Origin of the sequence: Salipiger bermudensis HTCC2601, assembly GCF_000153725.1 — a bacterium.
GTDB classification, from domain to species: Bacteria; Pseudomonadota; Alphaproteobacteria; order Rhodobacterales; family Rhodobacteraceae; genus Salipiger; species Salipiger bermudensis.
Genome location: NZ_DS022276.1, coordinates 2,016,219 through 2,039,153, shown reverse-complemented (window position 1 = coordinate 2,039,153; position 22,935 = coordinate 2,016,219). Strand labels below are relative to the sequence as shown.

The following is a 22,935-nucleotide window of genomic DNA, read 5'->3' as shown; positions in this document are numbered from 1 at the left end:
TCAGAGGCCCTTCTCGCGCAGCCAGCCGGTGACGATCTCGCGCAGTCGCTCGCCCGAGAAGGACGGGAAATGGCCGCCATGCACCACCCGCGCCGGCAGGTCGGCCAGGCGCTTCATCGAGCGGATATAGGCCTCGGCATCGGCGTGATAGGTATCCTCGATCAGCGGCCCGTCATAGACGATATCGCCCGAGATCAGAACGCCCGAGGCAGCTTCCCAGAGCGCGATGCCGCCGGGGCTGTGGCCGGGGGTGTGGATGACCTCGAACTGCCGGTCGCCAAGGTCGATCACGTCGCCATCCTCGAGCAGCCGCGTCGCGGGCGCGCCCTTCACTGCGTAGCTCGTCGAGCTGTAGGGCACATCGGGCAGCGCGTCGAAGATGTCGTCGGTGACATAGGGGTCGGCCAGCGTGCTGGCGCGAGTTGGTGAGGCGAGGATCTCGGCCTCGGCGGAGTGACAGAGCCGGCAGGGAAACTCGTGGTGGCAACCGACATGGTCGAAATGGGTGTGGCTCGCCACCGCGTCGAGCGGGCGCTCGGAGACCAGCGGCACCCATTCACGCAGGGAGACGACGCCCATGCCGCTGTCGACCATCAGGTCGCGGTCGCGGCCCCGCACGTGCCAGATGTTGCAGCGGTAGAATTCCTGGATATGGGGCTCGTCGATCCAGGTGATGCCATCGTCGAGCTTGCGCTGGCGGTACCAGTCCTTGGGCGGGATCCGGGTCATGCGGCCTCCGAAGCGAGCACCGCGGGGTTGCGGCCGAAGAGCTCGACCTCGTCGCCGAGGCCCGGGTGGGCGCCCTGCGGCAGATGCGCGGTGAGAAGCATGTCGGGCGCGGCGAGCGGGCGGAAATGGCAGCGATGGTAGGAGCCGTAGAACGCCGCCTCGACCAGCGTGGCGCGGCCAAGACTGAAGCCCTCCGCAAGGCCGATATTCTCGGGACGTAGGCAGAGCATCCCCTCGGCGGGCGCGATGGCCAGCGGCCCGAGCGGGGAGCTGACGCCGCCGCCGGACGGCGTCACCGGCACGCGGTTGGTCTCGCCCATGAAATCCGCGGAGAACATCGTGCGGGGCCGCAGGTAGACCTCTTCGGGCGAGCCGCAATGCTCGACGCGTCCGTGGTTCATCACCACGATGCGGTCGGCGATGGCCATGGCCTCTTCCTGATCGTGGGTCACGTGCACGAATGTGGTGCCGACGCGGCGCTGGATCGCCTTCAGCTCCTCCTGCATCTGCCGGCGCAGCTTCAGGTCGAGCGCGCCCAGCGGCTCATCGAGCAACAGCACATCCGGTTCGACCGCGAGCGCGCGGGCCAGCGCCACGCGTTGCCTCTGCCCGCCCGAAAGCTCGTGCGGACGGCGCCCGGCCTTGTCGGCCAGCCCCACCATCTCGAGCATTTCCAGCGCCTTGGCGTTGCGCGCGGCGCGCCCGACCCCGCGCATCCGCAGGCCGAAGCCCACGTTGTCGCGCAGCGACATGTGCGGGAACAGCGCATAGTCCTGGAACATCGTGGTGGTCGGCCGGTCCTTCGGCGCCACGTGGGTCATATCGCGCCCGCCGATCAGCACCTGCCCTTCCGAGGGCGTCAGGAAGCCGCCGATGATCGACAGAAGCGTGGTCTTGCCGCAGCCCGACGGCCCCAGCAGCACGATGAACTCCCCCGCGCCGATCTGCAGGTCGACCCGGTGCAGCGCGGTGAAGGCCTTGAACCGGTGTTCGACGGCCTTGATGTGAACATCCGCGGTCATTTCGATCCCTTCCGGAAAAGCGTGAGTTCGAGCGCCACCACCACGATGACCGAGACGAGGAAGACCAGCGAGCCCACCGCGTTGGTGGCGGGCGAGAGGCCCGAGCGCAGCATCGACCAGATCTCGACCGGCAGGGTGACATCGAAGCGGGTCAGCAGGAAGGCGATGATGAACTCGTCCCAGCTGAAGGTGAAGGCGAGGAAGAAGGCGGCGGCCAGCGCCGGGGTCAGCATCGGAGCGGCGACGAACCAAAGCACCTGCCATTCCTTCGCACCGAGATCGCGCGCCGCCTTGAGCGCGCTCTTCTGGTGCTCGCCGATGGCGGCGTAGAGGATGGCGAAGCAGAGCGGCAGGTTGATCACCACGTGGCCGATGCCGGTGGCCAGCAGCGACGGCCGGATGCCCACCTTGTTGAACATCTGCAGAAGCCCCAACGCGATGATCAGGTAACTCACCGTCATCGGCGCGATCAGCAGGCCGCGCATCACCACCGAGCCCGGCAGCGCCACGCGGGCGAGCCCGGAGGCCGCGAGAAAGCCCAGCGTCAGCGCCACCAGCGCCGACAGCAGCGCCACGATCAGCGAGTTGGCCAGCGCCTCCATCAACGCCCGGTCGGTGAGGATCTCGCGATACCAGTCGAGCGTCGCGCCCTTGAAGGGCGGGACCGGCAGGCGGCCATCCTGAAAGGAAAAGATCACCAGCGTCACCACCGGCAGCAGGATGAAGGCGAAGAGCGCCAGCAGGTAGGCCCAGGAGAGATAGCGCATCACAGCCGCTCCATCTTGAGCCAGCGCGCGCAACCCGCATAGGCCAGCGTCACGATCACCATGAGCACCACCGACAGCGCCGAGGCCATCGGGAAATCGCCGCGCCGCCCGAGCTGCAGCATGATCAGCTGCGGCAGGCTGAGCTCGTTGTTGCCGCCAAGGATCTGCGGCGTGATGTAATCGCCGATGCAGAGCACGAAGGTCAGGAAGGCGCCGGTCATCACCCCCGGCAGGGTCAGCGGCAGGATCACCAGCCGGATCACCTGCCAGCGCGAGGCGCCGAGATCTTCCGCCGCGCGGGCGTAGTTCGGCGAGAGCTGGATCAGGTTGGAATAGATCGTAAGCGTCAGCAGCATGACGAAGAAATGCACGAAGCCGATCACGGTGGCAGCGCGGGTCGCCATGATCTGCACCGGCTCGGCCAGCAGTCCGAGGCCCACGAGCGCATTCATCACCACGCCCCTCTCGCCCAGCACCAGCGCCCAGGAGTATGAGCGCACCACGTAGGAGGTCCAGAACGGCAGCACCGCCAGCAGCAGTGCCATGCGCCGCCAGCGCGGTGGCACCCGCGTGGCGATGATCCAGGCCAGCGGCCAGGCCAGCAACACCGAGATCAGGGTCACCACCACGGTGATTTCCAGCGACACGAAGATGCCCCGGCGCAGCGACGGATCGGTGAAGATCTTCAGGTAGTTGCCTAGGTCATGCCCCTGCACGATGTCGCGCCCCTCCATGTGGGCGAGGCTCATCATCACCATCGCCGCAAAGGGCACCACGAAGAACGCCAGCGTCCACAGCAGCGCGGGAGCGACCAAGGCCGCTCCCTGCTGTCTTTCCTGTCTCTCGATGCTCATCATCGGACCTTAGTTCTGGAGCATGTCGGTCCAGAGGTCCTGCATCGCCGTATCGGTCTCGGCGTCGGGCACCGGGTAGAGCTGGGCGCGGGCGAGGTAGTCGGCCTGGTCGTCCCAGCGCAGGATCGCCTTCTGCTCGTCGCTCAGCACGTCACCGGCGGCCTTGTTGGCGGGCATGCCCCAGTAGCAGGACGAGGTCGCGAGCCGCGCCTGCCCCTCGGGCGATGTCACGTACTTGATGAACTCGAGCGCCAGCTCGGGCTTTTCGGTGCCTTCGACGATGGCCAGCGACTGCGCCCAGAGCAGGCCACCCTCCTCGGGAATGGTCCAGTCGAGATCCGGGTTCTCGGCGTTCAGCACCGCGGTCAGCCACTCGCCGCCGCCGATCAGCACGTCCACCTCGCCGGTGGCGAGCGCGGTCTGGCTGCCGACCACGTCCGAGACCTGCTTGGACGCCGCGCCGAGCTTCATCAGCGGCTCGCGCAGGGTCTCGAGCGCTGCGGCATCGAGATCGGCGGTGGCAACACCCGCCTCGAGGCCGACGAGCCCCAGCACCGGCAGGTAATAGTCATAGATTGCGATGCGGCCGTCATACTTGCCCGACCACAGCGCATCGAGGCTCTCCATATCCGCCGGATCCACCGCGGCCTTGTTGTAGGCGATGGTGTTGTAGCCGAACTTTTCGGTCACCGCGTAGGTGGTGCCATCGACGGTGGTGTGATCGGCGAGCACGGCTTCGGGGAAATAGCTGCCGGTGGCGAGGTCTTCGGTCGGCAGCGGCGCCAGCAGGCCACGCTCGACCGCACGGCCCACATCGACCGCGTCGATCACCATCACGTCCCAGTCGCCGGGGCGCGATTGCTCGAGCAGGGTCAGGCCCGCGGCGGTGCCCTCGTATTCCTTCACGTTGACGCGCACGTCATGCGCCTCTTCGAACGGCTGAAGCAGCTCGGGGTCGGCATGGTCGCACCAGATCAGCGCGTTGAGGTCCTCGGCCTGCGCCGCGGAGGCGAGGCCGGCCGTGACGGCCAGCGCCGAGCAGGTCAGTTTGATGAGCATTTGTCCTCTCCTGTGGTTTTTGGCGGCACTTGGCGGCCGCGTCACACAAAAAAAGTTGAGGCCATTCATTTTTACAGTCAATACTAATTTTGAAGACCCAGAGGAGACCCCATGGCCGGACTTCGCGAAAGACAGAAAGCGAAACGCAATCGCGCCATTCTCGAAGCGGCGAGCACGCTTTTTAAGCAGAATGGGTACGAGGCGGCCCGGATCGAGGCCATCGCCGAGAGCGCCGAGGTCTCGGTGGGGACGCTCTACAACTACTATGCCCACAAGGCGGACCTGCTGCTCGCCATCGTCTCGATGGAGGTCGAGGAGGTTCTGCATCAGGGCGAGAGCGTGGTCGCAGCACCGCCCGGCACGGCACAGGACGCGATCTGCGCGCTGATCGCGACCTATTACGATCACTCGCTGGTCTACCTGACCAAGGAGATGTGGCGCACCGCGATGGCGTTCTCGATCCAGAGTGCCGACACCAAGTTCTCGCGCCGCTACCATGCGCTGGACGCGGCGCTGTCCGAGCAGGTGGTGGCGCTGATGGAACGGCTGCAGGGCGAGGGGCTGATCGACGCAGCGGCGGATGCGCGGGCGCTTGGCGAGGTGATCTTCCTCGCGCTGAACGGGCTCTTCACGATCTACACGTTGTCCGAGGACATGAGCCTCGACGCGCTGAAGGCCGCCATGTTCCACAAGGTCGCGGCGCTGACCGATCTGGTGGCGGTGCCGGAGGAAGAGCTGCGGGAGCAGGCGGCGCGGTAAGAGGCCCTGCCCTGCGGTCGATAGGGACAAACCGCAAAGCCAGCGCCGCCGCGCATCGTTGGGCCGCGGACTGGCGAGCCTACCGAGGAATCCCTTGATTTATCCCGGCCACGTCCGAAGGACCTCCAAGCTCGGCGCTTGCGTTACCAAATCGCCGGTCCGGGGGGGGGGCGGGTCATGCCGACGGCATGCTATGATGCCCGGCGGCGCGGGTCGCGCCTTGATTCCGCGCGAGGGCACCGCTTGACCGTCTGTAAGAAAAGCCCCCGCCTCTCGACGGGGGCCTCCCCAATGTCAGACCGTAGCCCGCCCGAGCAACCGCTCCAGCGGGTCGTGCTCGGCCACCAGATGCCCGCCGCCAACGTCATCCAGCCGCGGCACGTAGACCGCCTCTTCGCCGTCCCTCAGCTTCGAGGGCAGGAAGCGCAGCGACGCGCGCGGGTCGAGCGGTGATGGCAGCTCGCCGGGGATGCGGATCCGGGCCCGGGCGCGCTCTGCCTCGGGGTCCGGGATCGGCACCGCCGAGATCAGCGCCTGCGTGTACGGATGGCGCGGCGCGTCGCAGACCGTGCCGGCATCGCCCAGCTCGACGATGCGCCCGAGATACAGCACCATGATCCGGTTCGAGATCGCCCGCACCACCGACAGGTCGTGGCTGATGAACAGCATCGACATGCCGAACTCGGCCTGCAACTCCTTCAGCAGCTGCACGATCTGCGCCTGGATCGAGACGTCGAGCGCGCTCACCGCCTCGTCACAGATGATCAGTCGCGGCCTGGTGATCATTGCCCGCGCGATGCCCACCCGCTGGTTCTGCCCACCCGAGAGCTCGTGCGGGTAGCGGTTGTACATGATCGGATCGAGCCCGACCCGCTGCATCATCGCCACCACCGCCTCGCGGCGCTCGCGACCGGTCATCTCGGGGCGATGGGTCTTCAGCGGTTCGGCGATGGAATCCGAGATCGTCAGCCGCGGGTCGAGGCTCGCCAGCGGATCCTGGAAAACGATCTGCAGATCCTTGCGCTCGCGGGTGAGCGCCTTGCGGTCCATCTCGTTCAACGGCTTGCCCAGCCAAGAGACCGCGCCCGCCGAGGGCTCGATCAGCTGCAGCACGGCGCGGGCCAGCGTGGACTTGCCACAGCCCGACTCGCCCACGATGCCCAGCGTCTCGCCCTCCTGCAGCGAAAAGCTCACGCCGTTCACCGCCTTCAGCGGCACCTTGCGACCGAACAGCCCGCCCTTCTGGTGGATGTCGAAATGCACCTTGAGGTCGTCGACATCGAGGATCGTCTTGCCGCTCACCTGCCCCGGCGCGTCGCCGGTGTCGATGCGCGGCATCGCCTCGAGCAACTTGCGGGTGTACTCGTGCTCGGGCGCGGCAAAGATACGCTCCACCGCCCCCTCCTCGACGAAGGCGCCCTTGCGCATGACCTTCACCCGGTCGCACATCCGCGCCACCACGCCCATGTCATGGGTGATCAGCGCGATCGCCGTGCCCAGTTCGTGCTGCAGCCGCGCCATCAGGTCGAGCACCTCGGCCTGCACCGTCACGTCGAGCGCGGTGGTCGGCTCGTCGGCGATCAGCAGCTTGGGCTCGCAGAGCATCGCCTGCGCGATCATCACGCGCTGGCGCATCCCGCCCGAAAGCTCATGCGGATACTGGTCGAGCCGGCGCTCGGCTTCGGGGATCTGCACGCGGTTGAGCCAGTCGAGGCAATGCTTCCGCGCCGCAGCGCCGCGCATCCCCTTGTGGACCCGCAGCACCTCGGCCATCTGCACGCCGATCTTGAGATGCGGCGTCAGCGCCGTGAGCGGATCCTGGAAGATCATGCCGACATCGGCACCCCGGATGGCATTGAGCTTGCCGATCGGCAGGTTGAGGATCTCGTTGCCCGACAGCGTCACCGAGCCGCTGGCGCGGCCGTTGGAGGGCATCAGCCCCATCGCGGCCATGAAGCTCTGGCTCTTGCCCGAGCCACTCTCGCCCACGATGCCCAGGCATTCGCCCGGCGCGATGTCGAAAGACACGCCCTTGACCGCCTCGACGGTGCCGTCGGGCGTGTCGAAGGACACTTTCAGATCGGATACGGAAAGAACGGTCATGTCAGCGATCCTTCGGGTCGAGCGCGTCGCGCAGGCCGTCGCCCACGAAGAACATCGCAATGATCAGCGCGACGTAGAAGAAGAGCGGGAAGAGCAGCTGCCAGAGCGTGCCGTAGGCCATGGTCCCTGCCCCTTCGGCGATCAGTCGGCCGAGCGAGGTGTTGGGCTCGGAGATGCCCAGGCCGAGGAACGAGATGAACGATTCCGCGAGGATCATCTCGGGCACCAGCAGCGAGGCGTAGACGATCACCACGCCGGCGAGGTTGGGCAGGATGTGGCGCCAGATGATGGTGCCTTCCGACACACCGGTGGCGCGCGCCGCCTCGATGAACTCGCGGCTCTTGAGCGCCAGCGTCTGGCCGCGCACGATGCGGCTCATGGTGAGCCAAGACACCGCGCCGAGCCCGAGGAACAGCGCCGTGAAGCTGCGCCCTGCCACCACGAGGATCAGGATCAGCACCAGCGTCAGCGGGATCGCCAGCAGGATGTCGACGAAGCGCATCATGATGCTGTCGAGCCTGCCGCCGTAATAGCCTGCCACGACACCCCAGAAGGTGCCGACGAGCAGCGCCATGGCGGCGCCGATCAGGCCCACCAGCAGCGAGGTCTGGGTCGCCTGGATGGTACGGGCGAAGAGGTCGCGGCCAAGGTCGTCGACGCCGAAATAGTGCCCTGTCTCGATCGACGGGCCGCCCATGCCCTTCACGTCGCCCATCACGACCCAGTCGATCTCTTCGTTCGACCATTGCGAGAAGAACGGACCGAGGACCACGAAGGCCGCGATCAGCACGAGGATGAAGAGGCTCGCCATCGCGGCCTTGTTGCGCAGGAAGCGGTTGAGCGCGTCGCGAAACAGCGACCGGCCCCGCACAGCGGTGAAATCGGTGATCTCGTCCGCCAGCTCCGCGGCTTTGGGGGAAGTGCCGAAGAATGCCATGTCAGTACCGGATCTTGGGATCGAACCACGCATAGGCGAGGTCGGTCAGAAGGTTCACGATGACGGTCAGGGCGCCATAGAGGATCGTCACGCCCAGCAGCACCGCGTAATCGCGGGTCAGGGCGGAGTTCACATAGGCCTGCCCGAGGCCGCCGGTGGAGAAATACAGGTCGACGAAGACCGAGCCGGTCAGCACGTAGACGAAGACCGGACCAAGGTAGGAGACCACCGGCAGCAGCGTCGGCTTCATGGCGTGGCGCCAGATGATCGAGCGCTGCGGCAGGCCCTTGGCCCGCGCGGTGCGGATGAAGTTGGCGTTCATCACCTCGAGCATCGAGGAGCGCGTGATGCGCGCGATCGAGCCCATGTAGGAGGTCGAGAGCGCGATCACCGGCATGATGAGATACTGCCACTGGCCACCGTTCCAGCCGCCGCCGGGCAGCCAGCCGAGCCAGAGCGTGAAGGTCAGGATCAGGATCGGGCCCATGATGAAGTTGGGCAGGGCCTGCGCCGCGATGCCGAGGCTGACGGCGAAATAGTCGATCCAGGTGTTGTGGCGGATTGCGGCGGCGATGCCGAGCGCGACACCCACCAGCGTGGCCGCAAGAAAGGCCAGCGAGCCGTAGGTCAGCGAGATCGGGAAGCCGGTCGCGATGATGTCGTTCACGTCGCGGTCCTTGTAGACGAAGGACGGCCCGAAATCGAAATGCAGCACGATGTTGACGAAATAGTCCCAGAGCTGCTTCCACAGCGGCTGGTCGAGCCCGTAGCGGGCCTCGATATTGGCCAGAACGTCCGGCGGCAGCGGCCGCTCGGAGGTGAACGGGCCACCCGGCGCGAGGTGCATCATGCAGAAGGCGGCGATGACCAGAAGCGCAATGGTGGGAATGGCGACCAGAAGCCGCCGGATGATATAGATCAGCATGTCAGGGGTTCCCCGTGGGGGAGCGCCCCTGCCGCATGGCGGGGCGCTCGGGTCGGTTTACTCGGCGGCCTTGTAGAGGTCCTTGGAGTACCAGTTGAACTGGATGTTGTTCACCGGGAAGTTCTTCAGCGAATCGTCGATCATGTAGACGCCCGCATAGTGGTAGAGCGGGATCACCGGCATGTCCGCGGCGAGGATTTCTTCCGCCCGGGTGTAGAGCGGCGCGGTGTCCTCGGCGGTCAGCGCGTCCTCGAGCAGCTGGTCGTACTCGGCGTTCGAGTACTTGCCGTCGTTGTAGCCCGAGTCGGACTGAAGCAGGTCGAGGAAGGTCGACGCCTCGTTGTAGTCGCCGCACCATGCGCCGCGGGCCAGCTCGAAGTTCTGGTTGCCGCGCTCCTCGAGGAACACCTTCCACTCCATGTTGGAAAGCTGCGCCTCGACACCAAGTTTCTGCTTCCACATCTGCGACAGCACCACGGCCACCTTCTGGTGTGCCTCGGAGGTGTTGTAGACCATGTCGAAGCTCAGCGGATTGTCCTCGCCGAAGCCGGCCTCGGCCAGCAGTTCCTTGGCCTTCGCATCACGCTCGGCCTGGGTCATGCCCGCCATCTCGGTCTCGGGCGCGTTGAAGCCCGCGGTTGCCTCGGGGGTGAAGACGTAAGCCGGGGGCTGGCCACCGGCCATGACGTTGTTGACGATGATGTCGCGATCCACCGCCAGCGCCAGCGCCTTGCGGACGTTGGGATCTTTGAAGGCCTCAGGGCCGCTCTCGGAAAGGTTGAAGGTGTAGTAGTAGTTGCAGAGCTTCGGGAAGCTGTGCGCCTCCTCGCCATACTCGTCGCGCAGGCGCGGGAACTGGCCGGCGGGAATGTCGGTCATGTCGAGCTCACCGGCGCGGTACCGGGTCAGCGCCACGTTCTCGTCGTTGATGATCAGCGCCACCGACTTGTCGAGGATGACGTTCTCGGCATCCCAGTACTGGTCGTTCTTCTCGCGCACGATGGATTCGCCGGGGTTCATCTCGGTCAGCACATAGGCGCCGTTGCCGACGAAGTTCTCGGGGCTGGTCCATGCCGAGCCGTGCTCTTCGATGACGCTCTGCGGCGACGGGAAGGTGGTCGAGTGCACCACCATCTGCGGGAAGTAGGGCAGCGGCGAGGTCAGGCGCACCTCGAGCGTGGTGTCGTCGATGGCCTCGACGCCGAGCTCCTCGGGGGCCATGCCACCGGCAACCACGGCATCGCCGTTCTCGAGCGACATCAGCGAGATGAACCACTGGTAGGGCGAGGCGGTGGCGGGATCGGCGGCGCGGCGCCAGGCGTAGACGAAATCGCCGGCAGTGACCGGATCGCCGTTCGACCACTTGGCGTCGTCGCGCAGGTGGAAGGTGTAGGTCATCTTGTCGTCCGAGACCTCCCAGTCGGTGGCCACGCCGGGGACCAGTTCGCCGTTCTCATCCTGATTCAACAGGCCCTCGAACAGATCGCGCACCACGTCAGAGCCGTCGGTATCCTCGACGATCTGCGGGTCGATCGAGGAAATGTTGTCGAGGATTCGGTAGGTGAAGGTCTGATCCGCCGCCAGCGTGTCGCCGGTCTCGGGATGGGTCTCCTGCGCCACCGCGCTGGCGGCAAGGCCGGCGCTGAGGAACGTGGTCAGGGTCAGTCGGGTCAATCGCGTCATGGCATGTGCCTCCCTGTTCTGGGGTCGGGAGCGGTGCGCCCCCTTCTCGCCAAGGTAAAGTGAATTCGAGCCACAGCAATCATCACGTGAAACGTGTGGCTGCGCATTGCAGAACCACGGATCCTGCGGTCTCGAGGACATGGGGCGGACCAACATCCGATTCCGCTCCCGCAGACAAGGGGGCACAACGCGACGTAATCGCGCATCGGGCGAAATGCAGCGACGATTGGGCGAGTCCTTGCCGCCGCCCATCGGGGCTCTCGGGACAGCCGCCGGCTGTGAAGCCCCCCTGGCACACGCATTGCGTGAGCATTCCAAGGCCCGCGACCGCGCCGAATTCCGCAACGCGGACGGATTTTCCGACAATCATGCCGCAGCTGCGAGATTGTTGGCACAGAAACGATCCCGGCGCTTAAAGGTCTATCTGTCGCCCAACTTTTTCCACGCTTCGCCCGCAGGCAAAAGCCGTTACGATCAGAAAGGTTAACAGAATGCTAGGTATGATAACGAGCGCCGCAGCGGGCCTCTTCTCCCCCTCCGCGGCGCAGCCTGTGGCCAAGCCTGCAGAGCCCGAAACCACCGCCCCCGTGACTGTTTCCGCGGTCGAAACCGCCATCGAGGAGACGACAGCCAGCGCTGGCGCGACGCCGGTCGCGGCAAACTCGGGCAGCGACGAAACCGCGAGCACCGCCGCCAAGCCGTCCGAGCGGTCTGGCGCCACAAGCGCCAGGGCCGACGCCCCCTCGGGCGCCACCGGGACGGCAGCCGCCCCCGAGACCGCCTCGGAGGATGACCTTGCGGCGGCCCGTGCCGAGGCCATCGCCACGCAGGAGAGCTTCAAGAAGAGCCTGCTGGTGGCCAGCATGAGCACCGAAACCGGCGAATCCGCCCCCGAGCTCGGCGCAACCCCGAGCCGTGGCGCCGCGAGCTATGCCGCCGCCCGCAATGCGGAAGCGGAAGCCCCGAACGGCCGCAGCATCGCGGCCTGAGGGCTGGCAACGACACTGTCGTGGCGCGGCAAGATCGCGCCACGGTGCGCCCATCCGGCAGGTTCAGGGACCGGATCAGGGGGCGCTGCCCCCTCTTGGCGCAAGCGCCAATTCACCCCCGAGGTATTTTCCGAACCAGAGAAGACAGGGATGTCGCTCGGTCAGACCGGCTGATGCGCGCGTGCCCGGTCTTGGGTGCCGAGAGCGGCGCGCCAGCGGGCGGCATAGTCGCGGTAGGGCGCCGGGTCCGCCGGTCCGTCGTGGCGCGCGGTGGCGCTGCTGTGTCCGGGCGCGAAGAGCAGCGCCGCGCCGATCGAGGTGCCGGTGGCAGAGGCGGCGGTCTCGACCCCGCCGGGACGCAGGGCAGAGAGCATGTCGAGCACGTCGCGATTGCGCGCGAAGGGGCCCTCGATGAGCTGGGGCCCTTCGGCGCCGATGAGCCCGAGACAGGTGTCGGTCATCAGCCCGAGATAGAGTGACAGCGCGAAGAGGCGCTCTCCGTCGCTGCGCGGCTCGCGGCTCCAGCGATGCGTCCGGCCGGCGAAGGGGCCGCTTTCGGGGACCACCGCGGGAAGCAGCATGATGCCGTCGCGCAGCACCGCCTCGCGCTCGGCCCCGGTCGGGGCGCCGGTGAGGCCCTCGCTCATCAACTGGTATTCGCGCCCCCCCATGAAGCGCGCCGAGGGCACCGGCTGACCGAAGGCGTCGACATTGATCAGCGTGTCGCGAGCGGGGTCCAGCGCCGGGGCCGTGGCGCCCACCGACATGGCGATCACCCAGGTGCCGGTGGAGACCACCGAAACCGGCCCGGCGCGGCCCAGCAGGTGGGGCAGCAGCGAGGCGTTGCTGTCGTGGATGCCGCAGACTACCTGCGTGTCGGCGGGCAGGCCGGTGCGATCGGCGATCTCGGCGCTGATCGGGCCCAGCACCTCGGTGGCGCGGCGCGGAGGGGCGATCTTTCCCTCGAGGCCAAGGCGGCCCGGCAAGTCGGAAAACCGGCCCTCGCGGGGGCGCCAGAGATCTGTGTGGCAGCCCAGCGAGGACATGTCCGTGGCCAGCGCGCCGCTGAGGCGGAAGCCCCAGTATTGCGGGTAGGTCACGACGTGGGCGATGCGGTCTTTCAGGGACGGGTCGCAGGCCAGCTGCCAGTGCAGCTGCGCGCCCAGGTTCAGCCCCATGGGCAGGCGCGGACTGCCGGTCTCGGCAAAGGGCGGGCGCAGCGCGTCGTAGGCCTCGGCCGTCGCATCAGGGCCGGTGTGCTCATAGTCCAGCATCGGCGCGGCGAGCCCACCTTCCGCGTCGAGCAGCACCGCCGCAGCCCCGTGCGTGGTGACCGAGATGCCGTCGATCCCGTGGCTTTCGTGGAACGCCGCCAGATGCTCGAGGAAGAACGACCAGTGGCCCTCGAGGTCGAAATGCGGATAGGGCGGGCCCGGGCGCACGGCGTTGGGACGGGTGACCACGGCCAGTTCCTCGAGCCGTTCGAGATCGACCAGCGCGAGCTTGACGTTGGTCTTGCCCACGTCGATCACGGCGATGTTGCGCGGCGCGCTCATGGCAGGTGAAACACCGGTACGAGCGGCGTCTCTACGGGGCTGTTGTCGGGGTTGGTCTGCATGATGTCGGCCATGTAGGCCCACCATTTCTGCACCGCCGGATGCGCGGGCAGCGCCGCCATGCCGTGATCCTCACGCCGCCAGAGCACCGCGAAGAGATGCCGGGTTTCGGGGTCGTAATGGATCGAGTAATCCTCGACCCCGGCCGCTTTCAGCGCCTCGACGAGCTCGGGCCAGATGGCGTCGTGGCGGCGCTTGTACTCGTCGAGCTGGCCTTCGTTCAGGACCATGCGGAAGGCGTGCTTCTCCATGCTCATGCCCCCCAGCGCAGCTTCGACCAGAGCCGCGGCAGCGCGATCACCCCGATCAGCAGTGCGCCGATGACGATCGACATGACGATGCCCGGCACGTTCAGAAGGCCCAGCCCGAAAGTCACCATGCCCATCACGAAGGCCGCGATCACCACGCCCGGGATCGAGCCCGAGCCGCCAAGGATGCTGACCCCGCCCAGCACCACCATGGTGACGACCTCGAGCTCCCAGCCGAAGCCGATCGAGGGGCGCGTGGAGCCCAGCCGCGAGGTCAGGCAGATCGCCGCCACGCCCGACATCAGCCCGGTGAGCAGGAACAGGACGAAGCGCACCCGCTGCACCCTGATGCCCGAGAACAGCGCCCCTGTGGGGTTGTTGCCGATGGCATAGACCGAGCGGCCGAAATTGGTCTTGTGCAGCAGCACGCCGTAGATCACCGCCAGCACCGCGAAGAGCACGAACTCGAAACTGATCACCCAGAAAACGTAGCCCTGCCCGAAGAAGGCGAAGCTCTCGGGGTAGCCGCGATAGGCCTGATCGCCGAGCACGATATAGGCGATGCCGCGGAACAGGCTCATGGTGCCGATGGTGACCACGATCGAGGGCAGCGCCAGCCGCGTCACCAGCACGCCGTTGAACGCACCCGCCGCCAGCCCGGTGGCAAGGCCGATGGCCACCAGCCCCGGCGTGCCGACCCCGGCCTGCACCGCGGCCCCCATGGCGGTCGAGGCCAGCGCGATGATCGAGGCGACCGAGAGGTCGATGTCGCCGGCGATGATCAGCAGCGCCATGGCGAAGGCGATCATCGCCTTCTCGGTGAAGTTGAAGGTGGCGTCGCTCAGGTTCCAGGCGTTGAGGAAGTAGGGCGAGGCGAAGCAGTTGGCGATGAAGATCGCCACCGCCACCACCAGCAGCAGGCTCTCCCAGCTTTTCAGTCGCTTTGCCAGCGGCGAGACCAGCGTGTCGGGGATGTGATGGGTGGAACTCGTGCTCATGCTGCGGCCTCCGCCTGCTTGAGGATGACCCGGCCCTTGGTCCTGTTGGCCTGCGCGTTGAAGGCGACGGCGACGATGATCGCGCTGCCCGAGATCGCGAGCTGCCAGAAGGGCGAGATGTTGACGACCGGCAGGGCGTTCTTGATCACGCCGAGGAACAGCGCCCCGAGCACCGCGCCGAAGACCGAGCCGACGCCGCCGGCGATGGAGACGCCGCCGATCACCGCGGCGGCGACGGTGTCGAGCTCGAAGCCGCCGGCGATATCGACATAGGCCACGGCGTAGCGGCTGACCCAGAGATAGCCCGTCAGGCCCGCGAGCGCGCCGGAGATGGTGTAGGCGGTGAACTTGGTCCGGCCGACATCGATGCCGGTATAGACCGCCGCGTGAGGGTTGCCGCCCACCGCATAGACCGCGCGGCCGAGGCTGGTGCGGGTCATCAGCACGAAGAAGGCGAGGATCACGAGGATGGCGACCCAGCTCATCATCGGCAAACCCAGCAGCTCGGCGCGGGGGAAGGCCTTGAAGGCCGGCGACATCTCGTGCGCGTTCACCCACTTGCCGTTGGAGATCAGGAAAATGATGCCACGGAAGATGGTCATCGTGCCAAGCGTCACGACGATCGGCGGGATGTCGAGCTTCCACACCAGCAGGCCGTTGATCATGCCCATGAGGGTGCCGAGCGCCACCGCGATGACGATGATGACCGCCACCGGCAGGCCCGGCATCATGATGTTGAGCATCGCCACGCACATGCCGGTGAGCGCGAGGTTGGCGGCGACCGAGAGGTCGATGCACTTGGTCAGGATGACGATCATCTGCCCCAGCGCCAGAAGCATCAGCGGCGAGGTGTCGTTGAACACCGCGATCAGGTTCGAGGGCGCCACGAAGGCCGGGAAGCGCACGGCGATCAAAACCAGAAGCGCCAGGATGGCGGCGGCAAGGATGGTTTCGCGCGCGGTGAGGATACGTTTCAGCATGTCAGCTCTCCCGAATGCCAGCGGCGTGACGGACAAGGGTTTCGGGGGTCATCTCGTCGCCCCCGAGCTCGGCGACCATGCGTCCCTCGCGCATGACGATGACCCGGTCGGACATGCCCAGCACCTCGGGGATCTCGGAGCTGACCATGATCACCGCGAGCCCCTGCCCGGCCAGTTCGGCCATGAAATCGTGCACCGCGGCCTTGGAGCCGATGTCGATGCCCTTGGTCGGCTCGTCGAGGATGATCACCTTGGGCTGGGTGGCGAGCCACTTGGCGATCACCACCTTCTGCTGGTTGCCGCCCGAGAGATTGCCCACGTCGGTGTCGAGCGAGGCGGCGCGCAGGTCGAGCCGCTCGCAATAGGTGCGCGCCAGCTTGAATTCCTCCGCCAGCCGGATGAAGCCGCTGCGCGAGGTGCGGCCAAGCGACGGCAGCGTGACGTTCTGGAAGATCGGCATGGCGGTGATGGCCCCCTGCTGACCGCGATCCTCGGGGACATAGACGATCCCCGCCCCCACCGCGTCGGCGGGCGAGGCGATCTCGCGAGCCTCGCCGTCGATGCGGATGCGGCCCGAGGAGGGCCGGGTGATGCCGAAGAGCGATTGCATGACCTCTGAACGCCCTGCCCCGACAAGGCCGTAGAATCCGAGGATCTCGCCCCTGCGCAGCGAGAAACCGACCCCGTCGAACTCGGTCGGGTGGCAATAGTTCTCGACCGCCAGCACCTCGTCGCCAAGCTCCGGCGTGCGCTCGGGGAAGATATGCGCCACCTCGCGGCCGACCATCAGCTTGACCAGCGCGTCGTTGTCTGTGTCTTCGATGCGCCCCTCGCCGACATACTGGCCGTCACGGAAGACGGTGTAGTTGTCGGCGATGCGGAAGATCTCGTCGAACTTGTGGCTGATGAACAGGATCGCCTTGCCCTGCGCCTTGAGCTGATCGACCAGCTCGTAGAGCTCTTCGATCTCCTTGTGCGACAGCGCCGCGGTGGGTTCGTCCATGACCACAACGCGGGCATCGATCGACAGCGCCCGGGCGATCGCAACCATGTGCTTGCTGGCGATGCCGAGATCGCGCAGCCGGGTGGCCGGATCGATCTCGGCGCCGATCCCGGTCAGGATCTCGGACGAGCGGCGGTGGATCTCGGCCCAGTCGAGCAGGCCCCAGCGGGTGCGGGGCGCATGGCCGAGAAAGATGTTCTCGGCCACCGACAGTTCGTCGAACAGCACCGTCTCCTGGTGGATCGCGGTGATGCCGGCGTCGGCGGCGTCCTGAGCGGTGGGAAAGCGGGTCTCCTCGCCGTCGACGAGGATGCGGCCCTCGGTCGGCTGGTAGATGCCCGTGAGGATCTTCACCATCGTCGACTTGCCGGCGCCGTTCTCGCCGATCAGCGCGGTGACCTCGCCGGGATAGAGGTTGAGCGACACCTCGGAGAGGGCGCGCACACCGGGGAAGGTCTTGGTGATGCCGTCGAGGGCCAGAACGGGCGTCGGGCGGGTCACTGGATCTGTCTCTGCCTGGGTCTGTGTCTGCATGAGCATGTGGCGTCGCCCCGTCGATTGGAGGGAGCGCCCCGGCGCGGCTTTGGCGCCGGGGTCGCGTCTGGTAGGTCCAAAGTGGACGCGATCAGAAGATCGACTTGAACTCGTCGATGTTGCCGGCGTCGTAGACGAAGGGATCGGCCATTGCGCCATTGCCCTCGTCATCGAGCGTCACCTCGCCCATGCGGCCCATCGGCAGGGTCGCGCCCGGCTCGGCGGTGGCCTCGCCCGAGGCCAGCGCGTGGGCGATCATCGTGGCCGAGTACCCGAGGTCGATCGGGTTCCAGATCGCGAAGGACTGCGATGCACCGGACTCGATGGCGCCGGCCATCTCGGAGGGCAGGCCGAGGCCGGTCACGTTCACCTCACCCGCCTTGCCGGCGTCGGCGACGGCCTGCGCGGCGGCCACGATGCCGACCGAGGTCGGCGCGATGATGGCGTCGAGATCGGGATAGGTCGCCATCAGGCCCTGCGCTTCGCGGTAGGACTTGTCGGCAAGGTCGTCGCCATAGACGGTCGCGACCAGCTCGATGCCCTCGTACTCGGGCAGCACCTTCTTCATCTCCTCGATCCAGATGTTCTGGTTCGTAGCTGTGGCCGAAGCCGACAGGATCGCCACTTGGCCACCATCCGGCAGGTGATCGGCGGCGAGCTTGACGCACATGTTGCCGATCAGCTCGTTCGAGGACGGGTTGAGGTGCATCTGACGGCCCTCCGGCGCCACGCCCGAATCCCAGCTGATCACGGTGATGCCGCGTTGCATCGCCTTCTTCAGCGAGGGCACCAGCGCGTCGTAGTCGTTGGCCGAGATCGCGATGGCATCGACGCCCTGCGCGATCAGCGAGTTGATCACCTCGATCTGCCCCTCGGCGGTGGTGTCGGTCGGGCCGGTATAGATGATCTCGGTGTCGCCCAGCTCGGCCGCGGCCTCCTCGGCGCCCTTGGCTGCGGCCTCGAAGAAACCGATGCCCAGCGCCTTCACCACGAGCGCGATGCGCGTCTCGTCGGCCGAGGCCGCCGTTGCGCCGAAGCCCGCCGCCATCGTTGCGGCCAGCGCCACCGTTCCAAGTACCTTGTTGATCACGCGCATAAGTTCCTCCCGTATGAAGCGTGTTGGGCGAAGACCTAGGAGGCCGCCCCATCCTCCTCGTTTGCCGCCGCGACCGGCGCGACGATCAGCTCCACATCCGCCGCCTCGAGCATCGCGGCGGCACGATCCGAAATCCCGTCATCGGTGATCACCACGTTCGCCCGCTCGAGCGGACAGAGCACCAGCGACGAGCGCTGTTCGAATTTCGTGCTGTCCACCAGCACCACCAGCTCGTCGGCCTGGCCGATCAGCTTGTGCTCGGCCTGGATCAGCAGCGGATCCGCCTCCATCAGACCCAGCGGCCCGACCCCCTGCGCACCCATGAACATGCGCCGCGCATAGAAGTTGCGGGTCACGTCGTTCTCGAACGGGCTCAGCACGATCTGCTGCTCGCGGTAGATCACCCCGCCCGACAGCATCACCGTGTTCTTGGAGTGCTTGAGCAGGTGCTCGGCGATGGGAAACGAGTTGGTGAAGACCTGCACCCGGCGGCTGGCCAGCGGATGCACCATTTGAAAGGTCGTGGTGCCGCCGTTGATGATGATCGGATCACCGTCGTTCACCAGCTCGCAGGCAGCGCGGGCGATGGCCTGCTTCTGCTTGATCCGCATGGTTTCGTTGACCGCGAAAGTGCGACCGGCAAGACCCACGAACTGCGGCGGGGCGATGGCCTCGGCGCCACCGCGCACACGACGCAGCTTCTTTTGCATGTGAAGGGTGGCGATGTCGCGGCGCACCGTCGCTTCGGATACGCCCGTCAGGTTCACCAGATCGACCACGGTTGCGACCGGTCGCTCCTGAACCGCTGACAGAATCAGCCTGTGGCGTTCGCTTTCGTGCATGCCGTCCTCCCTATTGGCGAGAAACTTGCGCGGATTCCCGATCATCGTCAATCATTTTCTGTCATGAATGATCATTCTGCGGCGCAGAATGATTGAACGTGATTGTTTATGATTGACAGAGCTGCCCGCGGGGCGCAGGTTTTGAGCAAGATTGAATCGGGCGCGCCGCGCCAATGGGAGGAAGCCATGCTCAAGACGACCGCCGCCCCGCGGCTCGAAACCCTGTGGGACGACTCGCGCGCCGCGTCGATGTCGGAGCCCGAAAAGCTGCTCTATCGCTCCAATCTGCTGGGCTCGGACAAGCGCATCACCAACTACGGCGGCGGCAACACCTCCGCCAAGGTGATCGAGACCGACCCGCTGACCGGCGAGGAGGTCGAGGTGCTCTGGGTCAAGGGATCGGGCGGTGATGTCGGCTCGATCAAGATGGATGGCTTCGCCACGCTCTACATGGACAAGCTGCGCGCCCTGAAGGGCAAATATCGCGGTGTCGCGTTCGAGGACGAGATGGTCGGCTACCTGCCGCATTGCACCTTCAACCTGAACCCGCGCGCCGCCTCGATCGACACGCCGCTGCACGCCTACGTGCCGCGCAAGCATGTCGACCACATGCATCCCGACGCGATCATCGCCATTGCCGCCGCCAAGGACAGCAAGGCCCTGACGCAGGAGATCTTCGGCGACGAGATCGGCTGGCTGCCATGGAAGAAGCCGGGCTACGAGCTGGGGCTCTGGCTTGAGACGTTCTGCCTCGAGAACCCCGAGGCCAAGGGCGTCGTGCTCGAAAGCCACGGGCTCTTCACCTGGGCCGACGACGCCAAGGACTGCTACCTTCTGACGCTCGAGATCATCAACAAGGCCATCGCCTATTTCGACGACAAGACCCGCGATGTGCCGGCCTTTGGCGGCGCGGTGCACGAAAGCCTCGCCCCCGAGGCCCGGCGCGCTGTGGCCGCCCGGCTGATGCCGGCGATCCGCGGCTTCGTCTCGGGCAAGCAGCACATGGTCGGCCATTTCGATGACAGCGATGCGGTGCTCGAGTTCGTCAACGGCAAGGACATGCGCGCGCTGGCGGCGCTTGGCACCTCCTGCCCGGACCACTTCCTGCGCACCAAGATCCGCCCGCTGGTGGTGGAGTTCGACCCGGCGCAGAACAACGTCGATGCCGTGCTCGAGGGGCTCGAGGCGCAGATCGCCGCCTATCGCGAGGACTACGCCGCTTATTACGAGCGCTGCAAGCATGACGACAGCCCGGCGATCCGCGACCCCAACGCGGTGGTCTACCTCGTGCCCGGCGTCGGCATGATCACCTTCGCCAAGGACAAGGCCACGGCGCGGATCTCGGGCGAGTTCTACACCAACGCGATCAACGTGATGCGCGGTGCGTCGGCGGTCAGCGAATATTGCGGCCTGCCCGAGCAGGAGGCCTTCGACATCGAGTACTGGCTGCTCGAGGAGGCCAAGCTGCAGCGCATGCCCAAGCCCAAGAGCCTCGCGGGCCGGGTGGCGCTGGTCACCGGCGGTGCCGGCGGCATCGGGGCGGCGACCGCCGAGCGCTACCTCGCCGAGGGCGCCTGCGTGATGCTTGCCGATATCAGCGCCGAGAACCTCAAGGCCGCCCGGGACGGGCTCGCCCAGCGCCACGGCAAGGACGTGGTGCGCACGGTGCTGATGAACGTCACTGACGAGAACGCCGTGGCCGCCGCCCATGACGAGACCGCGGTCGAATTCGGCGGGCTCGACATCCTCGTGTCGAACGCCGGCATCGCCTCCTCGGCTCCGGTCGAGGAGACCTCGCTGGCGCTCTGGTCCAAGAACATGGACATCCTGTCCACCGGCTACTTCCTCGTCTCGCGCGAGGCATTCAAGCTGATGCGCGCGCAGGGACTCGGCGGCGCCATCGTCTTCGTCGCCTCGAAGAACGGCCTCGCGGCCTCGCCCAACGCCTCGGCCTACTGCACCGCCAAGGCCTCCGAGATCCATCTTGCCCGCTGCCTCGCGCTGGAAGGTGCCGAGGCCGGCATCCGGGTCAACGTGGTCAATCCCGACGCGGTTCTGCGCGGCTCGAAGATCTGGGAGGGCGAATGGCTCGAACAGCGCGCCTCGACCTATGGCACCGACAAGGAAGGCCTCGAAGAGATGTACCGCAACCGCTCGATGCTGAAGCGCTCGGTGCTGCCCGAGGACATCGCCGAGGCGGCGTATTTCCTTGCCTCTGACCTGTCGGCGAAATCCACCGGCAACATTCTGAACGTCGATGCCGGCAACAAGGAGGCGTTCACACGCTGAGCGCGGGCGGGCCTCGGCCCGCCCCACCCGCCGCCCGGAGGAGACCATGCGGCATGTTCCCACAAGACCACCACTCACGGACCCGGTTCCCGGCGCGCGGCCGACACCTTGCGGCGTCGCTCCGCGATGCCGCCGGCGCGCCACCCCCATCTTCCCAATGACACCGTCGCAGGCCGGACGCCGCAGATGACTGCGCGCGCGCCTGCCCTGCCGGGATGCCAGCCGCACCCCGCCCCCTGATAAGGAGACCCGCCATGACCACCAAGAGCTACGAGATGGCCCGCGAGGCCTTTGCCGCTTGGGATGTCGATACCGAGGCCGCGCTTGCGACGCTGTCCACGATCCCGATCTCGGTGCATTGCTGGCAGGGCGACGACGTGGTCGGCTTCGAAACCCGCCACGGCAGCTCCGGCGGCGGCATTCAGGCCACCGGCAACCACCCCGGCCGCGCCCGCACCCCCGACGAGCTGCGCGCCGATCTGGAGTTCGCCTACGCGAAGATCCCCGGCCGCCACCGGCTCAACCTGCATGCCTGCTACATGGACACCGACGAGTCGCCAGACCGTGACGAGATCGAGGTGAAGCACTTCCAGCCGTGGATCGACTGGGCCGGCGACCAGGGCGTCGGGCTGGATTTCAATCCGACCTTCTTTGCCCACGAAAAGGCCGACGACAACCTGACCCTCAGCCACCCCGATCAGGGCATCCGCGACTTCTGGATCGAGCACGGCAAGCGCAGCCGCGAGATCGCGGCGGCCTTCGGGCGCGCGCAGGGCAGCGCCTGCGTCAACAACATCTGGGTGCCCGACGGCTCCAAGGACAATCCCGTCGACCGCATGGGCGCGCGCAAGCGGCTCGAGACCTCGCTCGACGCCATGTGCGCCGAGACGCTCAATAAGGCCGAGATGCTGGACGCGGTGGAATCGAAGCTCTTCGGCATCGGCGTCGAGGCGATGACCGTGGGCAGCCACGAGTTCTACATGGGCTACGCGATCCGGCGCGACACCCTGCTTTGCCTCGACATGGGGCACTTCCACCCGACCGAAAACATCGCCGACAAGCTCAGCGCGGTGGCGCTGTCGGTCGATGAGATCCTGCTGCATGTCAGCCGTCCGATGCGCTGGGACAGCGACCACGTCATCCTGCTCGACGACAGCATCCGCGCCATGGCGCAGGAGCTGGTCTTCGGCGACCTGCTCGGGCGCACTCATATCGGGCTCGATTTCTTCGACGCCACGATCAGCCGCACCGCCGCCTGGGTGATCGGAGTGCGCAACATGCAAAAGGCGCTGCTCGAGTCGATGCTGATGCCGCAGGCGCGGCTCAAGGCGGCCGAGACCTCGCTCGACTTCACCACACGGCTGATGCTTACCGAAGAGATGAAGGACATGCCCTTCGGCGCAGTCTGGGCCGAGTTCTGCGACCGCATGGGCGTGCCCTCGGGCGCGCCGCTCATCTCCGATCTCGACGCCTACCAGGCGTCTGTCGCCTCGCGAGGATAG

20 protein-coding genes are annotated in these 22,935 nt (G+C 66.6%); 4 read left to right on the top strand and 16 right to left on the bottom strand.

All coding sequences use genetic code 11. From position 1 onward, the window contains the following. The 5 genes from R2601_RS09720 to R2601_RS09700 are packed head-to-tail and all read right to left on the bottom strand — an operon-like array spanning position 1 to position 4,431. Positions 1-729, bottom strand: coding sequence for an MBL fold metallo-hydrolase (locus R2601_RS09720; RefSeq protein ID WP_007797277.1), 729 nt, complete (start codon positions 727-729; stop codon positions 1-3). After that, positions 726-1,751: an ABC transporter ATP-binding protein gene (locus tag R2601_RS09715; RefSeq protein ID WP_007797273.1), complete on the bottom strand. Its 1,026-nt coding sequence runs from the start codon at positions 1,749-1,751 to the stop codon at positions 726-728. The genes R2601_RS09720 and R2601_RS09715 overlap by 4 nt, the downstream gene beginning before the upstream one ends. After that, positions 1,748-2,518, bottom strand: coding sequence for an ABC transporter permease (locus R2601_RS09710; RefSeq protein ID WP_007797269.1), 771 nt, complete (start codon positions 2,516-2,518; stop codon positions 1,748-1,750). The genes R2601_RS09715 and R2601_RS09710 overlap by 4 nt, the downstream gene beginning before the upstream one ends. Continuing rightward, the gene (locus tag R2601_RS09705; RefSeq protein ID WP_254656046.1) at positions 2,518-3,333 is read right to left on the bottom strand and encodes an ABC transporter permease; all 816 of its coding nucleotides are present in this window, start codon (positions 3,331-3,333) and stop codon (positions 2,518-2,520) included. Before R2601_RS09705 ends, R2601_RS09710 begins: the two co-directional genes overlap by 1 nt. A 48-nt stretch (positions 3,334-3,381) precedes the next feature. Further along, a complete protein-coding gene (locus tag R2601_RS09700) occupies positions 3,382-4,431 on the bottom strand; it encodes a polyamine ABC transporter substrate-binding protein (RefSeq protein ID WP_007797263.1) in 1,050 nt (349 codons plus the stop codon). Positions 4,432-4,542: 111 nt separating this feature from the next. Here R2601_RS09700 and R2601_RS09695 point away from each other — a divergent pair, with 111 nt between their 5' ends. Continuing rightward, complete coding sequence (locus tag R2601_RS09695) at positions 4,543-5,190, top strand: TetR/AcrR family transcriptional regulator (RefSeq protein WP_007797260.1); 648 nt, start codon at positions 4,543-4,545, stop codon at positions 5,188-5,190. 294 nt (positions 5,191-5,484) lie between these two features. On the opposite strand, the gene R2601_RS09690 is transcribed toward R2601_RS09695, so the two are convergent. Genes R2601_RS09690 through R2601_RS09675 form a run of 4 tightly spaced genes read right to left on the bottom strand, consistent with a single transcriptional unit; the run spans position 5,485 to position 10,838 of the window. Continuing rightward, positions 5,485-7,293 carry an ABC transporter ATP-binding protein gene (locus R2601_RS09690; RefSeq protein WP_007797256.1) on the bottom strand — a complete coding sequence of 603 codons (1,809 nt, stop codon included), beginning with the start codon at positions 7,291-7,293 and terminating at the stop codon, positions 5,485-5,487. A gap of 1 nt (position 7,294) precedes the next feature. Next, positions 7,295-8,230 (bottom strand): ABC transporter permease, encoded by a 936-nt coding sequence (locus R2601_RS09685; protein ID WP_007797253.1) that lies wholly within the window; start codon positions 8,228-8,230, stop codon positions 7,295-7,297. A 1-nt stretch (position 8,231) separates the two neighbouring features. Then, positions 8,232-9,155: an oligopeptide ABC transporter permease OppB gene (gene oppB, locus R2601_RS09680; RefSeq protein ID WP_007797248.1), complete on the bottom strand. Its 924-nt coding sequence runs from the start codon at positions 9,153-9,155 to the stop codon at positions 8,232-8,234. 57 nt (positions 9,156-9,212) lie between these two features. Beyond that, entirely contained in the window at positions 9,213-10,838 is a 1,626-nt protein-coding gene (locus R2601_RS09675; protein WP_007797245.1) for a peptide ABC transporter substrate-binding protein, read from the bottom strand. 500 nt (positions 10,839-11,338) lie between these two features. Between R2601_RS09675 and R2601_RS09670 the strand changes: the two genes are divergently transcribed. After that, positions 11,339-11,827, top strand: a complete 489-nt coding sequence (locus tag R2601_RS09670) for a hypothetical protein (RefSeq protein WP_007797242.1) — start codon at positions 11,339-11,341, stop codon at positions 11,825-11,827. A gap of 161 nt (positions 11,828-11,988) precedes the next feature. Here the strand turns inward: R2601_RS09670 and R2601_RS09665 are convergent, their stop codons facing one another. From R2601_RS09665 to R2601_RS09635, 7 genes are all read right to left on the bottom strand, one after another. Further along, positions 11,989-13,383: an FGGY-family carbohydrate kinase gene (locus R2601_RS09665; protein WP_007797240.1), complete on the bottom strand. Its 1,395-nt coding sequence runs from the start codon at positions 13,381-13,383 to the stop codon at positions 11,989-11,991. Continuing rightward, complete coding sequence (rhaM, locus tag R2601_RS09660) at positions 13,380-13,694, bottom strand: L-rhamnose mutarotase (protein ID WP_110740008.1); 315 nt, start codon at positions 13,692-13,694, stop codon at positions 13,380-13,382. The genes R2601_RS09665 and rhaM overlap by 4 nt, the downstream gene beginning before the upstream one ends. Positions 13,695-13,696: 2 nt before the next feature. After that, positions 13,697-14,689: an ABC transporter permease gene (locus R2601_RS09655; protein WP_007797233.1), complete on the bottom strand. Its 993-nt coding sequence runs from the start codon at positions 14,687-14,689 to the stop codon at positions 13,697-13,699. After that, positions 14,686-15,669, bottom strand: coding sequence for an ABC transporter permease (locus R2601_RS09650; RefSeq protein WP_007797230.1), 984 nt, complete (start codon positions 15,667-15,669; stop codon positions 14,686-14,688). The genes R2601_RS09655 and R2601_RS09650 overlap by 4 nt, the downstream gene beginning before the upstream one ends. A gap of 1 nt (position 15,670) precedes the next feature. Next, complete coding sequence (locus R2601_RS09645) at positions 15,671-17,212, bottom strand: sugar ABC transporter ATP-binding protein (RefSeq protein ID WP_007797227.1); 1,542 nt, start codon at positions 17,210-17,212, stop codon at positions 15,671-15,673. Between the two features lie 85 nt (positions 17,213-17,297). Continuing rightward, complete coding sequence (rhaS, locus tag R2601_RS09640) at positions 17,298-18,302, bottom strand: rhamnose ABC transporter substrate-binding protein (RefSeq protein WP_007797225.1); 1,005 nt, start codon at positions 18,300-18,302, stop codon at positions 17,298-17,300. Positions 18,303-18,337: 35 nt separating this feature from the next. Beyond that, on the bottom strand, positions 18,338-19,144 hold the full coding sequence (locus R2601_RS09635) for a DeoR/GlpR family DNA-binding transcription regulator (protein ID WP_040545281.1): 807 nt from the start codon (positions 19,142-19,144) through the stop codon (positions 18,338-18,340). Positions 19,145-19,330: 186 nt separating this feature from the next. On the opposite strand from R2601_RS09635, the gene R2601_RS09630 reads away from it, so the two are divergent. After that, the gene (locus R2601_RS09630; RefSeq protein WP_007797217.1) at positions 19,331-21,433 is read left to right on the top strand and encodes a bifunctional rhamnulose-1-phosphate aldolase/short-chain dehydrogenase; all 2,103 of its coding nucleotides are present in this window, start codon (positions 19,331-19,333) and stop codon (positions 21,431-21,433) included. A 254-nt stretch (positions 21,434-21,687) separates the two neighbouring features. Beyond that, the gene (locus tag R2601_RS09625; protein WP_007797215.1) at positions 21,688-22,935 is read left to right on the top strand and encodes an L-rhamnose isomerase; all 1,248 of its coding nucleotides are present in this window, start codon (positions 21,688-21,690) and stop codon (positions 22,933-22,935) included.